This is a genomic window from Streptomyces shinuiensis, from assembly GCF_043660855.1.
Classification (GTDB): Bacteria; Actinomycetota; Actinomycetes; order Streptomycetales; family Streptomycetaceae; genus Streptomyces.
In genome coordinates this window covers 2,793,989-2,806,845 of the sequence record NZ_JBIHML010000001.1, presented here as the reverse complement: position 1 = coordinate 2,806,845, position 12,857 = coordinate 2,793,989, and the positions used below count along the sequence as shown (strand labels likewise).

Below are 12,857 nucleotides of genomic sequence, written 5' to 3'. Positions count from 1 at the left end.
CTCGACGAGGCACGGAAGGGGCACTTGCGTTCCGATGGGTAGACGCTGCCCTTACCGCTGCTCCCGGTCGTAGCCGAGGACTTCGTAGAGCCAGTGCTGGAAGTAGCGGCGAACGGCCTCGCCGTCATGCGGGTCGAGTTGGAGCCATTCCCTCGCGGCGGTCACCATGTGCCGCATGGCGAGAGCCTCCTCGTGCGGCCTGAGCTCAACCCAGTCCGTCAGGGCGCCCCACAGGAGGTAGACGCTGCCCGCGTGCTCGTACGTGGTGAAGACGTCCAGCGTGGCGCCCATGAGCTGCAAGCCGGTGTCATAGGGATCGTCTGCGTGCACGAGCTGGTTGGCGAGGTGACGGACCTGCTCCAGATATGCCGACACATCCTCATCGTGACCCAACGCGTTCAGCCCCCTCAGCGCGTCTTGAGGCGATAGAGTAATCGGCCGATCACAAAACTTTGTCCGGCGGGTTTTGAGGATTGAGAGGAGCCACGCCGTACCACTGCGGGATAATCGGTGTATGTCAGCCGTGCCCAGCATCTCCGATCTCCGCCGTGCCAAGTTCACTCGACGCCTCCCCGGCGCTCTGACGGAACTCACCGGCCCGGTCCACGGCACCGTCGACCTGCCGCTGCACCTGGCGTGGTCAGGGCTGACCCGGTTCGATCTCGATCAGCCCCGGCTGAGGATGAGCCTGTACCGGATCGTCCTGGCCGAGGGTATGCACGACGATCTGGTCCGGTACCTCAACCGCGAGCTGCTGACCGACCTGTGGCCCGTACTGCGCACTCTGGTCAGTCGCGACATCCGCAGTGCCTGGGAGAACGCTTTTCCCGAACTGGCTCCCGGCACCTCCGCCGTCGCGTGAACCTCACGGATCTGCACAGGCGGCTCCTCACGGACGTACTCGCCGTCGGCGGCTCCTATCCTCTCGTCCTCACCGGGGGCTACGCGGTGCAGGCACACGGGCTGGTCGACCGGCTCAGCCAGGACCTGGACGTCGCCACCGAGAACCCGGAGCGGATGGAGGACATCGCACGGACCGTGCACGTCGGCCTGGAGGAACGCGGATGGTGCGTACGGATGCTGGAGGCCGCTCCGCTGTCGGCCCGGCTGGTCGTCACCGACCCCGAAACCGATGCCCAGTGCGAGGTGGACATCCTCAAAGAGGTGCTGTGGCGTCCTCCGGTGCAGACCGAGCACGGTCCGGTGCTCTCCCTGGAGGACGTGGTCGGCACCAAGGTCCGTGCCTTGGCCGACCGTGGTCTCGCCCGCGACCTCGTCGATGTCCGGGCCGCAGCCGATCTCTGGAGCCACAGGGAACTCGAGAAGCTCGGTGGACGCCATGCCCGTGACACCTTCGACTTCTCCGAACTCCAAGCCCGCCTCGCCGGCGCCGACTGGATCGACGACACCGAGTTCACCGCTTACGGCTTGGACGACCAGCGGATCGCCGAGCTGCGCCGATGGACCCGGGACTGGGCCGATGACATCACGGAACGACTCCACGAAGCCGAAGCCGAGAGCGGAGGCGACTGGTGAGGACGCGCCCGGAGACTGCGGCTCGCGCACGATTCGGATGACGCCGGGCCCCGCCTGCCCGATCATCGGGCAGGCGGGGCCCGGCAGTCGGCCCGGCTCACGCGGCGAAAGCGTCCAGGTCCACCGGGGTGCAGTCGTGCAGCGTCACGATCAGCCGGTGGGCCAGGGTCCACCGGACCGCGAAGTCCTCGTAGGACACCTCCTGCAGGGCGGTGTCGAGGAGCTCCAGCGTGACCGGGTGGTGGACGATCCCGGCCACACCCCAGGCGTACGGCCGGTCCACCAGCGCGGCGACGTGCCCCTCCCGCAGCCGCGGACACTCCCGTACGGAGATCCGGGCGCAGGGCACGCACACCGGCGGCGCCGTGGTCCGCTCGCCCTCCTCCACCGGGCGGCCGACGTCCCGCAGCACGAAGAGGCGCGGGCCGTCCTCCGGGGTGGGCCCGCCGCACACCTGGCAGAGCATGTACCGCATGGCCCTTCGCTGCCGCAGCGTGTGCACCGTGTGGTACTGGGGGTGCCCCTTGCCCCGCGCGAGGGTCTGCCTGGTCCACAGCACCCCGCGCCAGTCCCGGTCGTACGCGGACTCCCCGGCGAAACCGATCCCCTCGCCGCCCGACCCCACCCGCCGCACCACGGGCGGGCGGCGCATCCGCTCCCGGCTCCACGAGGCGATGTAGGGAACCGTGCTCAGCCGGCCGGTGCGCGGCCGCGCCGACGCGGCGGCGGGCTCCACCGGGCCTCCCTCCGCCCCCGCCGGGTGCACCCCGGAATCCCCGCACCCGTCCGCAGAGCGCACACGCCCCTCCCCGATCCGCTCCTCGACCCCTTGTGAGAAGGCGTTCCCGCCCATGTACGTCCTTCCTGACGCTCGGTTCCGTACTCACGGATACGCAACCGTGCGATTACCCCGGGCGGTACCGTGGGTGGAGCGGCAGCGCGTGAAACCCATGAAAGACCGCGCGGACGCGGGGGAGTGGGCGAGGGCGGCCCCAACCGCATCCGCGCATGACGAAGGACCCCCACCGCCGTAGGGGCCCCTCGTCTCTGTTGGCAGGGTGACATGGCGGGCAGCCCTGCTGGGAGAACCGCTCAGTCCTCCACGCTACGTGCTCACGCCGCGGTGGTCGGCCCACGCCCGGGAAGCGTCCGCCATGGCCCCGAGCCACGAGGCGTCCGGCTTCCGGTCGGCGAAGGCGCGGTACATGAGCGCGTTGGCCCGGGCGAAGGCGTCGACGGCCTTGGGGTCCGCATCCACCCATGCCGCGCAGCCGGAAGCCCAGGACTCGGCCGCCTCGGGGCTGTGCCCGGCCGCGATGAGCTGCACCACCAGACAGGCCGGGTCGATGAAGCCCGCGCCACGGGTTGGCCAGGACCAGTCCACGGCCCAGGCGGTGTGCTCACCGACCATCATGTTGCCGGGGTTGATGTCGGTGTGGAGCAGGTCATCGCCCCGGAGGAGGGCGGCCTGCCCCTCGTCCCCGGCGAACCGGTCCCACCGGGTCTCCGGCCACTCCCGCGCGACCTCGGGGAGGTCCAGCTCCCCGATCCGGCCCACCAGACCGACGACGGTGGGCAGGTCGGGAGAGCCCGGCGAGAAGTCGGCCGCCCGCCCCTCCACGGTGTCGAAGCCGAGCACGACCCACGCCTCGTTCTCCGCGTGCCACCGCAGCGCGGGGGAGAGGGAACGTACGGCCGGGTTGATCAGCCGCTCCCGCACGATGGAGTCGCGTCGGCCGCCGGGCCGGTTGGGAACCGCCTTGACGAAGAACGGCCCCTTCTCGCACTCGACCACGGTGGCGACGTCCGAGCTGTGCCCCCCAGTGGTGGGGCGGGCACGCGCCAGTTCCCCCGTGTGCGGGCGGATCAGCTCCTGGAAGTCGGCGGCGAGAAGGGGCGTATCCATCGTCCTCAGTTCCTCGGGCTGCACGAGCTGCCCGGAAAGCCGGGCGTGCACTCCTCGTCGTCGGGGCCGCAAGGGTCGTTCCTCCCGGCCGCGCCCTGGATGGCCGTGGTGGCGCGGGTCATGGCGTCGCCGCCGAGGATAGCGGCGAGCGGGGTGTGCCTGACGTTGCCGACGCCCATCCAGCCGGAGAACACGCACGGGGACACCTCCCCCGTGGGGCCGATGGCGGCCACGCCCGATCCGCACCGGCCACAGAGCTTGGCCATGTCGGGGGCTTGTCCCTGTCCGCCCCGCCCGAAGGGCCGGACGTGATCGACGCCGATCCGCTCCACGCCCAGGGCTTCCAGATCCCGCCGGGCACCCGCGGCCTGGCCCTCGTCGCCGGTGACGACTCCGACGCGCAGCGGGATGCCGAGCCGGACGGCCCTGACGATGTTCTCCCGCGTCCGGGCGTGGGAGCGGCGGCCGGTCATCGCGTTGTGGGTCTCGGCCCGGTCGGAGTAGTAGGAGGTAGCCAGCGCCAGGCCCTTGCGCCGGAAGATCTCCCAGCACTCCTGGGAGACGTGCACGAGGTTGCTGTAGACCTCCACCTCCAGACCGGCGTTCAGCGCGTGGTCCACCAGGGCCGTGAAGTCGGGGTGCATGGTCGGCTCACCACCGATGAACTGCACCCCACGCACGCCACAGGCCGCGGCCTAGTCCAGAACGCCGACCCAGTCCTCACGGGTCATAGTGCCGTGCGATCCGCTCGGGCCGGAGGAGTTGTAGCAGTGTCCGCAGGCGAGCTGGCACTTCCGCGTCAGGTCCAGCCACAGAAGCCGGGTGGTGGCTTTCCGGGCCGGCGGAGTCTTGACGATCACTGTCACCAGTGTTTTCTCTCTTGTCGGGTGGTGCTGTCTGCCGGCCGGTGCCTTGTGCTGCTTGGACGCTGATTCCGAACCGGCTTTGCAAGCCGTCGAGTTGGCTCTGGGCGCCATCGACAGCCATGGCCGGACCCGTGTCACGGCGGACTGTGCGACGGATTCCCTCCGCACGCTGGCCTTCGAGACCGACCATTTCCGTGCTCACGGATACGTAACCGTGCGATTACTCTGGGCGGTACCGTGGGTGGAGCGGCAGCGCGTGAAACCCATGAAAGATCGCGTGGATGCGGGGGAGTGGACATGGGAGCCGGGAAGCCGAACGAGGGCCTGCGGCGCGTCCTGACCGAGAGCCAGTGGTCGCAGTCCCAACTCGCCCTGGCGGTCAACCGCGTCGGGGCGGAGGCCGGGGTGCCGCTGCGGTACGACGAGTCCGCGGTGAGCCACTGGCTGAGCGGCACCCGGCCGCGCAAGGCCGTACGCCCTTTCATCCGTGAGGCCCTGTCCCGTCGGCTGCGCAGGCCGGTCACGCTGGCCGAGATCGGTCTGGAGGCCGAGGAGGCGAGCTGTGGCGCGGATACCGTGGAAGGACTGATGAACCTCGGGAGGACGGACATGGACCCATCCCGCAGGAGCGTGCTGGGCGTCGGCCTGTTCTCCGTGGCGCTGGCCGTCCCCGGCTGGCAGGACGTGGTGGGCCGGATGGAGGCGGTACGGGCCGGCCGCAGTGTGCGCATCGGGCGGCCGGAGGTGGACATGGTGGTCGCCATGACCGAGCGCATCAGCGAACTGGACGACCAGTTCGGCGGCCGTCACGCCCGTCCCATGGCCGCCTCGTTCATCGTCAACACCGTCTCGGCGTACCTGCGCGCCGACGCCCCCGAGCCCGTGCGCAAGGACATGCTCTCGGCCGCCTCCGACCTGTGCTACCTCACCGGCTACATGGCGGTGGACGAGGGCCTGCAGGGGCTGGCGCAGCAGTACTACCTCAAAGCCCTGGAACTGGCCGGCGCGGCCGAGGACCACCTGACCTACTGCACCACGCTGCGCGGCATGAGCGTCCAGGCCACCGACCTCGGCCACGGGCCGGAGGCCCTGCGCCTGGTCGACGCGGCAGCCGCCGCTTCCCCGCAGGCCGGGGCGCGCATGCGCGCCTTCCTCGCCGGCCAGCAGGCCCACGCCGCCGCCCAGATCGGCGACCGCCGCACCGCCCTGGCCCACCTCCGGGACGCGGAAGTGGCGATGGAGAAGGCGGAGTCACGAGCGAAGACCTTCGGCTCCTACGACCCCGCCGCGCTCGCCTACCACATCAGCCATGTCCGTCATGAACTCGGCGACGTTCCCGGAGCCGTGGAGGCCATGCGCGAGTCCGACCGCATGTGCTACGACGTCTACCGTCGCTCCAGGGTCAAGGAACGGGCCACACTCGCGGAGTTCCAGATGAAGATGGGCCACCTGGAAGCGGCGTGCAAGACCTGGCACGGCGCGCTGGACGAGTACCCGATGGTCCAGAGCGGACGAGTGGACGACCGCATCCGCACCATGGTCACCCTGATCCGCCCCCACCTGCGCAACCGCACCGCCCGCGACCTCCACGACCGCGCAAGGACGCTGGCCCCATCACTCCTCCGCACCTGAAGAATTGGCCTACGCTGCCAGCCGCTGGGCGACATCCCACGACATAGGCGCCCGCGTTCAGCACAGCATCCGGTCTATCTCGACGGCGCGGCCTTCTCTGGTGAAAGCCGTGCGCCAGACCCCACCACCGGCATTCCCGCCGTGGAGTGCAACTGCGCTTGCCCCCAGCTCGGCAGAAGCCTGATACAGACATGAAACCGGCTTATGTGAGCAGCCCGGTATCTCTGCTCGATAACCGACAACTCCATCAGTGCCAATCCCGGCCCCTCCCAAACGCACCGCAACGACGCGCACAGAAAAGCCGAACACGGCCACTGAGCTCTTTCCATCATCGGTCTGAGCTGGCCAGATGCAGGGTCAGGACGGCTTGGACGAGGCTTGTGATGCGGGTGGTCGAGCAGCGCAGTTTGCGGAGGAGCCGCCAGGACTTGAGGGTGGCGACGGCCTGCTCAACCAGGGCCCGGATCTTGGCGTGGGACCGGTTGACGGCCTTCTGGCCTTGGGAGAGCGTCTCCCAGCGTCCCCAGTACGGGACACGGACCGTGCCTCCGGCGCCTCGGTAGCCCTTGTCGGCCCAGCAGGTGATGCCGGTGGCCGTGAGAGCGGCGATGATGCCGTGCTCGCGGGCGGCCCGGACGTCGTGGACGGCTCCGGGCAGAGCCGGTGAGGTCCACAGCAGCCGACCGGTGGGATCGGCCAGGATCTGCACGTTCATCCCGTGCCCCTTGTGCTTCCCGGAGTAGAAGGGGCGGTCCGCGGCGACGCGGTCGATCGGCAGCAGGGTGCCGTCCAGCAGCACGAACGCCTTCGACGATGCCGTCCGGGCCGCCTCCGCAAGAGTCGGGGCGAGCGCGGCCAGGAGCTCGACGGCCTCGGTGACGTACCGGTAGGCGGTGGTGGTCCCGATACCGAATCCGGCTGCGAGCTGGGCGTACGGGTGGCCGTTGCGGAGATGGGCGAGTGTGAGCAGGGCCTGCCGGCCCGGACTCAGACGCCGCCACCGGGTGCCGAGCTCCCGGCGGCGCTGACGGAGCTTGGCGGACAGGAAGCGCAGGGCAGAGCTGGACACGTCGACGCCGGACGGGTAGACAAGCACACGAAGCCTCTGGTGGAGACGGTTCTTCTTGGTCGAAAACCCATCTACCAGGGGCTTCACCTGTCTGTCATCCCAACTGACCTGCCCGGCGGCCAGGTTGGAACGGGCTCACTGGCTTCGCGGAACGCAACCGAGGGAGCAGGTCAGGCCCGTCGTCCTCGAAGTTCTGGGGCGCAGGCTCGGACGGCCCGTCACGTACGCGGAAGCGGGCTTTCGGCGGCCGGGGAATCAGAAGGGCGCGGAAAGCGGAGACACTGCCGAATCTCTCCTGGATCTCGGAAGGACCGACATGGAACCGAGTCGCCGCGGTGTGCTCACCGCAGGGCTGTACTCCGCCACGCTCGCCGTCCCCCTGTTCTCGGACCAGGCACACGCGGAGGAACGCGCGCGTCCCACCCGGCCGACGACCCGTATCGGCGAGGGCGAGGTGGCGACCGTGCGGACCATGACCGATCGCATCGCCGACATCCTCGACGAGCTGGGCGGTGGCCACGCACGGCCCATGGCCGCCGCCTTCCTGGTCAACACCGTCGCGCCGTATCTGCGGGCATCGGCAACGGAGGCCGTCCGCAAGGACCTGCTCTCCGCCACGTCCGACCTGACGTACCTCACGGGCTGGATGGCCATGTACGAGCGCCGGCACGGGCTCGGGCAGAAGTACTACCTGCAGGCGTTGAACCTCGCCCGTGAGGCGGGCGACCATGTGACGTACTGCCGGACGCTGCGCGGCATGAGCCTTCAGGCCTCGAACCTGCGGTACGGCAGGAAGGCGCTGGAGCTGGCCGACTCGGCGGCCGAGGCCGCGCCCAAGGCGGGGCCGCGCCTGGTGGCCTTTCTGCGGGGCCAGCAGGCGCACGCCGCTTCCATGGTGGGCGACAGGCGACAGGCGGCAGGCGTTCCAGCGGCTCGGGGAGGCCGAGACGGCCCTGTCGAAGGCGGACTCGCGCCGGGAGTCGATCGGTGGCTACGACACGTCCGCCTACCAGTTCCACGTCGCGCACGTCCTGTACGAGACGCGTGACCTGCCGGGGTCCATCGCGGCACTGAAAGCCTCGCTCCGGGCGAAGCCCGAGCAGGAGCGGCAGGGACGCCTCCACGCGAACGCGGTGCTGGCGCAGCGGCAGTTCGAGTACGGGCATGTCGAGGAGGCCTGCGCCACCTGGCACACGTTCCTCGACGACTACGCGATGCTGTCCACGGCGCGGGGGGACGAGCACTTCGAGACCATGCGCCGCCGCACCGCGTCCCGCCGGAGGCTGCGCGCGGTTCGCCAACTCGACGAGCGGGCCCGGCAGGTGGCGGCTGTGAAGGGGCAGAACGTGCCGTAGGGCGCGACGTGATGGAAGGGGCGGGTATGACCCGGGCCGAGGGCGCGCGGCTGTTCCGTGAGTCCTGGATCGCAGGCGTTCGCGAGCACTTCCCCGGCGAGCCGAAGCCCGGCTATGTGACGCCCTGGGAGGAGACCCCGCAGTGGGAGCGCGAGGCCGCCGGGGCCGTCTACGAGCAGGTGCGGCAGTTCCTCGAACTCAGCGGCGGTCACGCCTCGCGCCTCACCCGGGAGCAGAAGGGCCGCTACGTCGCCACGTGCTGGATCGCCCGGATGTTCAAGCACTTCGAGGACCCGAAGCCGGGGTACGTGGCCGACTGGGCCGACCTGCCCGACTGGCAGAAGGAGACCGACGCGGACGTCTTCGAGGCCATCGAGAAGGCGCTGGACTGACGGTCTCCGAACGGCCTGTCGGTCGTCGTCGGCCCATCCGTCAGGCCTTGCCCGATCGGGTGCCGGGCTGTTCGTCCGGCCTGGCGGCCGGGCGCGGGGCCAGGATCGCGGTGACCGCCGTGCGGGAGGAGGCCATGACGTCGGCGGTGAAGCGGCGGCGTCCGAGGCCGAGGCGGCGCAGTGCCGGGCCGTGGTCGGCGGCGACGACGAGGCAGGCGGCGAGGAGCATCAGCCGCCACAGGGACATCACCGGGCGGCGCAGCGGGCGGGGCAACTGGGCGAGGGAGGCGTGCAGGCGCTCGCAGTGGAACGGTATGTGGCGCTGCTCGTCGGCCAGGATGCGGCCCGCCACGTCCGAGGTGAGCGGGTCGCCGACGCCGTCGCGCAGGGCGCGGTAGTAGCGCAGCGCCACCACCTCCGCGACCATCAGCACCAGCAGTTCCATGCGCAGCCCCATCAGGCGCCGCAGCCGTACGAAGGCTCTGTCGCTCCAGTGGCCGGTCAGAACCGGCGCCCCGCCCGCCGCCAGCAGGCGGGCGAGGAGGCGGGCGTGGTTGCGTTCCTCGGCGACGAACAGCCGGACCGCCCGCGCTTAGTCGGGGTCCCCGGCCCGGTCCGCCTTGGCGATCAGGTTGGCGCCGTCGCCGTCCTCGCCCACCTGGAAGCGCTGGACACTGCTCCATACGGCGGGGTGGAGGGTGGCGCCCCGCTCCCAGTCCGGGTCGCCCTGGGCGCGTCTGCGCTCGCGCTCGTCCTCGAAGTGCCTTACCCACCCGGCGAATCCGCCCGTGTCCATGTGCGGTCTCCCCCTCCGGGGGCGCCGTCATGTGCCCCCGGAGGGATGACGCGCCCCCAAGGCCGTGCCGTTCCACTGCCGGCCGGTGGGGGCGCTTGACCCTCGACGCGGGGCGCGTAGGGAGAGCGCGGGAGCCGTGAGGTGAGGGCGCGTACGGGCGTGCGAGGGGCGTGCCGGTGGTGTCCGCCCTGCTGCGGACGGGTGGGAAGGGGGTATGTGGTTGCGTGGGAGGTTTATCGACACGTCGTCATTCTTGCGAGTGGATGAGGCGTTGTGGGTGGTTCGCCGGGTTTTCGTCGGGCAGTCTGAGTTCGCGACGTCGCTGCGACAACCTCAGGCACACGCTCCGGAAGGACAGAACATGGCACGTACCCGCATCACCCGGTTCGGGGCCGTGGTGGTGCACGCGCTTCACGGGCTCGGATGAGCCGACGGGCGCCGGCCGGGCGGGGAACCGGCCGGTGTCCCGGGAGAAGGGATGGGGCAGAGCGGCCGCACTCGGTGCGGCCGCTCTGCTGTTGTGCGCGCGGCCGCCGCGCGCGGGGGTCACCGGGATGACCCCGAGGCGGTACGGGGACTCCTCCCCCTCCCAGGGGTGGAGGCGGCGGCCCGCCTCCACCCTGAGGGGGACGCGGCATCGGGACCTGGGACCGATCCGGGGCAGGGGGCTCGGATCCTAGCGTTGGGCCATGACCACGCATGGGACGGGCGCGACCGTGACGCCGCTGACGTTCACCTCGTACGTACGGGCCCGCGGGCCGGTGCTGCTGCGCACGGCGCGCTCGCTCACCTCCAACCCGAGCGACGCCGAGGACCTTCTCCAGACCGCTCTGGCCAAGACCTATCTGGCGTGGGAGCGGATCGAGGACCAGCGCGCGCTCGACGGCTACGTGCGCCGCGCGCTGGTGAACACGCGCACCTCGCAGTGGCGCAAGCGCCGGGTGGACGAGTACTTCTGCGAGGAGCCGCCGGAGCCCGATCCGGTGCCCGGCCCCGATCCCGCCGAGCGGCAGGCCGTGCGCGACGCGGTGTGGCGGGCGGTGCTGGCGCTCCCGGAGCGGCAGCGGGCCATGGTGACCCTGCGCTACTACGAGGACCTGAGCGAGGCGCAGACCGCGGCGGTGCTCGGGGTCTCGGTCGGCACGGTCAAGAGCGCGGTGTCGCGGGCGCTGGCCAAGCTCCGCGAGGACCCGCGGCTCCTGGCGGACGTGCTGGGCGGCGGGGCGGAGGGGGGAGTGCGGGACGTGAAGGAACGGCGAGGGGCGCTGGAGGCGCGAGAGGCGCAGGTAGTGCAGGGGATGCAGGGGACGCTTGGTGTGCGAGAGGTGCGAGAGGTGCGGGGGAGCGCCGGGAGAGGCGGAGGTGGCATGAGAGAGCTGAGAGACTCGGGGAACTTCGAGGGGGAGGCGGCGGTCGCCGCGTAGCGGCGGGCCCGGGGGAAAGACGGCGACATATCCGGGTCCGGCCTAGTGACATACCGACCGGTCGGTGGCAGGCTTCCCGCAACGACCGCGCCGCCCGTTCGAGGCGGCGCACGTATATTTCGTTCACGGGAGGCCCCGGTGCTGAGCACGATGCAAGACGTACCGCTGACCGTCTCGCGCATTCTGCGACACGGAACAACGGTGCACGGAAAATCGCGGATCACGACCTGGACCGGGGAAGGCGAACCGCACCGCAGGACGTTCGCCGAGGTCGGGACCCGCTCCGCCCAGCTCGCCCACGCCCTGCGCGCCGAGCTCGGCGTGGCCCCGGGCGACCGCGTGGCGACCCTGATGTGGAACAACGCCGAGCACGTCGAGGCGTACTTCGCCATCCCGTCCATGGGTTCGGTCCTGCACACCCTCAACCTCCGGCTGCCCGCCGAGCAGCTCGCGTGGGTCGTGGGCCACGCGGCCGACCGTGTCGTCCTGGTCAACGGCTCGCTGCTGCCGCTGCTCGCGCCGCTGCTGCCCAAGCTGGAGCCGGTCGAGCACATCGTGGTCGTCGGCCCCGGCGACACCTCCCTGCTGGAGGGCTGCCGCCCGGCCGTCCACGAGTACGAGGCGCTGATCGAGGGCCGGCCGGTCTCGTACGACTGGCCCGAGCTGGACGAGCGCGAGGCCGCGGCCATGTGCTACACCTCCGGCACCACCGGCGACCCCAAGGGCGTCGTCTACTCCCACCGCTCCGTCTACCTGCACTCCATGCAGGTCAACATGGGCGAGTCGATGGGCCTGACGGACGCCGACACCACCCTGCCCGTGGTGCCGATGTTCCACGTCAACGCCTGGGGCCTGCCGCACGCCGTCTTCATGACCGGCGTCAACCTGCTGATGCCCGACCGCTTCCTCCAGCCGGCCCCGCTCGCCGCGATGATCGAGGCCGAGAAGCCCACCCACTCGGCGGCCGTGCCCACCATCTGGCAGGGGCTGCTGGCGGAGCTGGCCGCCAACCCGCGCGACATCTCCTCCCTGAAGAACGTCACCATCGGAGGCTCGGCCTGCCCGCCCTCCCTGATGCGGGAGTTCGGCGAGAAGTACGGGGTCACCGTCACCCACGCCTGGGGCATGACCGAGACCTCCCCGCTGGGCACCGTCGCCCACCCGCCGGCCGGGTTGAGCGAGGAGGAGGCGTGGCCGTACCGCGTCAGCCAGGGCCGCTTCCCGGCCTCCGTCGAGGCGCGGCTGATCGGCCCGGACGGCACCGAGATGCCGTGGGACGGCGAGTCCGCCGGTGAGCTGGAGGTGCGCGGGCCCTGGATCGCCGGGGCGTACTACGGGGGCGCGGACGCCGAGCCCCTGCGCCCCGAGGACAAGTTCAGCCCCGACGGCTGGCTGCGCACCGGCGACGTCGGCGTGATCACTTCCGACGGCTATCTGACGCTGACCGACCGCGCCAAGGACGTCATCAAGTCCGGCGGCGAGTGGATCTCGTCGGTGGAGCTGGAGAACCACCTCATGGGCCACCCGGCCGTCGCCGAGGCCGCCGTCGTGGCCGTGCCCGACGAGAAGTGGGGCGAGCGCCCGCTGGCCACGGTCGTCCTCAAGGAGGGCGCCGACGGGGTGTCGTACGAGGATCTGCGCGAGTTCCTCTCCGACAAGGTCGCCCGCTGGCAGCTTCCCGAGCGGTGGGCGGTGATCCCGGCGGTGCCGAAGACGAGCGTCGGCAAGTTCGACAAGAAGGTGATCCGGGCGCAGTACGCGCAGGGGGAGCTGGACGTCACCCGGCTCTGACCGCGCACGGCGCGCGGAGACCGCAACCCGAGCACGGGGCGCGGCGGCGGCCCGGACGGGGATCCCCGTCCGGGCCGCCGCCCGCGTTCC

The 12,857-nt window shown here is 70.9% G+C and carries 11 protein-coding genes and 3 pseudogenes; 7 read left to right on the top strand and 7 right to left on the bottom strand.

Annotated elements, in window-relative coordinates; translation table 11 throughout:
• Positions 1-51: 51 nt before the first annotated feature.
• Positions 52-375 carry a hypothetical protein gene (locus ACGRHY_RS12665; protein WP_394635444.1) on the bottom strand — a complete coding sequence of 108 codons (324 nt, stop codon included), beginning with the start codon at positions 373-375 and terminating at the stop codon, positions 52-54.
• 139 nt (positions 376-514) lie between these two features.
• On the opposite strand from ACGRHY_RS12665, the gene ACGRHY_RS12660 reads away from it, so the two are divergent.
• Positions 515-862, top strand: coding sequence for a transcriptional regulator (locus ACGRHY_RS12660; RefSeq protein WP_394635443.1), 348 nt, complete (start codon positions 515-517; stop codon positions 860-862).
• Positions 859-1,536 (top strand): nucleotidyl transferase AbiEii/AbiGii toxin family protein, encoded by a 678-nt coding sequence (locus ACGRHY_RS12655; protein WP_394635442.1) that lies wholly within the window; start codon positions 859-861, stop codon positions 1,534-1,536. Before ACGRHY_RS12660 ends, ACGRHY_RS12655 begins: the two co-directional genes overlap by 4 nt.
• A 97-nt stretch (positions 1,537-1,633) precedes the next feature.
• Here the strand turns inward: ACGRHY_RS12655 and ACGRHY_RS12650 are convergent, their stop codons facing one another.
• The 4 genes from ACGRHY_RS12650 to ACGRHY_RS12635 form a co-directional block, all read right to left on the bottom strand.
• Positions 1,634-2,272 carry a hypothetical protein gene (locus tag ACGRHY_RS12650; protein WP_394635441.1) on the bottom strand — a complete coding sequence of 213 codons (639 nt, stop codon included), beginning with the start codon at positions 2,270-2,272 and terminating at the stop codon, positions 1,634-1,636.
• Between the two features lie 369 nt (positions 2,273-2,641).
• Entirely contained in the window at positions 2,642-3,442 is an 801-nt protein-coding gene (locus ACGRHY_RS12645; protein ID WP_394635440.1) for a protein kinase, read from the bottom strand.
• A 5-nt stretch (positions 3,443-3,447) separates the two neighbouring features.
• Positions 3,448-4,113: a radical SAM/SPASM domain-containing protein gene (locus ACGRHY_RS12640; RefSeq protein WP_394635439.1), complete on the bottom strand. Its 666-nt coding sequence runs from the start codon at positions 4,111-4,113 to the stop codon at positions 3,448-3,450.
• 24 nt (positions 4,114-4,137) lie between these two features.
• The gene (locus ACGRHY_RS12635) at positions 4,138-4,308 is read right to left on the bottom strand and encodes a hypothetical protein (RefSeq protein WP_394635438.1); all 171 of its coding nucleotides are present in this window, start codon (positions 4,306-4,308) and stop codon (positions 4,138-4,140) included.
• Positions 4,309-4,605: 297 nt separating this feature from the next.
• Here ACGRHY_RS12635 and ACGRHY_RS12630 point away from each other — a divergent pair, with 297 nt between their 5' ends.
• Positions 4,606-5,940 carry an NsdA family TPR-like regulatory protein gene (locus ACGRHY_RS12630; RefSeq protein WP_394635437.1) on the top strand — a complete coding sequence of 445 codons (1,335 nt, stop codon included), beginning with the start codon at positions 4,606-4,608 and terminating at the stop codon, positions 5,938-5,940.
• A 328-nt stretch (positions 5,941-6,268) separates the two neighbouring features.
• On the opposite strand, the gene ACGRHY_RS12625 is transcribed toward ACGRHY_RS12630, so the two are convergent.
• Complete coding sequence (locus ACGRHY_RS12625) at positions 6,269-7,036, bottom strand: IS5 family transposase (RefSeq protein ID WP_394633730.1); 768 nt, start codon at positions 7,034-7,036, stop codon at positions 6,269-6,271.
• A 106-nt stretch (positions 7,037-7,142) separates the two neighbouring features.
• Between ACGRHY_RS12625 and ACGRHY_RS12620 the strand changes: the two are divergent.
• Both ACGRHY_RS12620 and ACGRHY_RS12615 read left to right on the top strand, forming a co-directional pair.
• Positions 7,143-8,364: pseudogene (locus ACGRHY_RS12620) on the top strand (NsdA family TPR-like regulatory protein); the annotation flags it as partial.
• A gap of 26 nt (positions 8,365-8,390) precedes the next feature.
• Positions 8,391-8,756: a hypothetical protein gene (locus tag ACGRHY_RS12615; protein ID WP_394635436.1), complete on the top strand. Its 366-nt coding sequence runs from the start codon at positions 8,391-8,393 to the stop codon at positions 8,754-8,756.
• Between the two features lie 40 nt (positions 8,757-8,796).
• On the opposite strand, the pseudogene ACGRHY_RS12610 reads toward ACGRHY_RS12615, so the two are convergent.
• A pseudogene (locus ACGRHY_RS12610) lies at positions 8,797-9,552 on the bottom strand (ferritin-like domain-containing protein).
• A 689-nt stretch (positions 9,553-10,241) separates the two neighbouring features.
• Here ACGRHY_RS12610 and ACGRHY_RS12605 point away from each other — a divergent pair.
• Together ACGRHY_RS12605 and ACGRHY_RS12600 are read left to right on the top strand one after the other, a co-directional pair.
• Positions 10,242-10,751: pseudogene (locus ACGRHY_RS12605) on the top strand (SigE family RNA polymerase sigma factor); the annotation flags it as partial.
• A 363-nt stretch (positions 10,752-11,114) separates the two neighbouring features.
• Positions 11,115-12,767, top strand: coding sequence for a long-chain fatty acid--CoA ligase (locus ACGRHY_RS12600; protein ID WP_394635435.1), 1,653 nt, complete (start codon positions 11,115-11,117; stop codon positions 12,765-12,767).
• Positions 12,768-12,857: the final 90 nt, after the last annotated feature.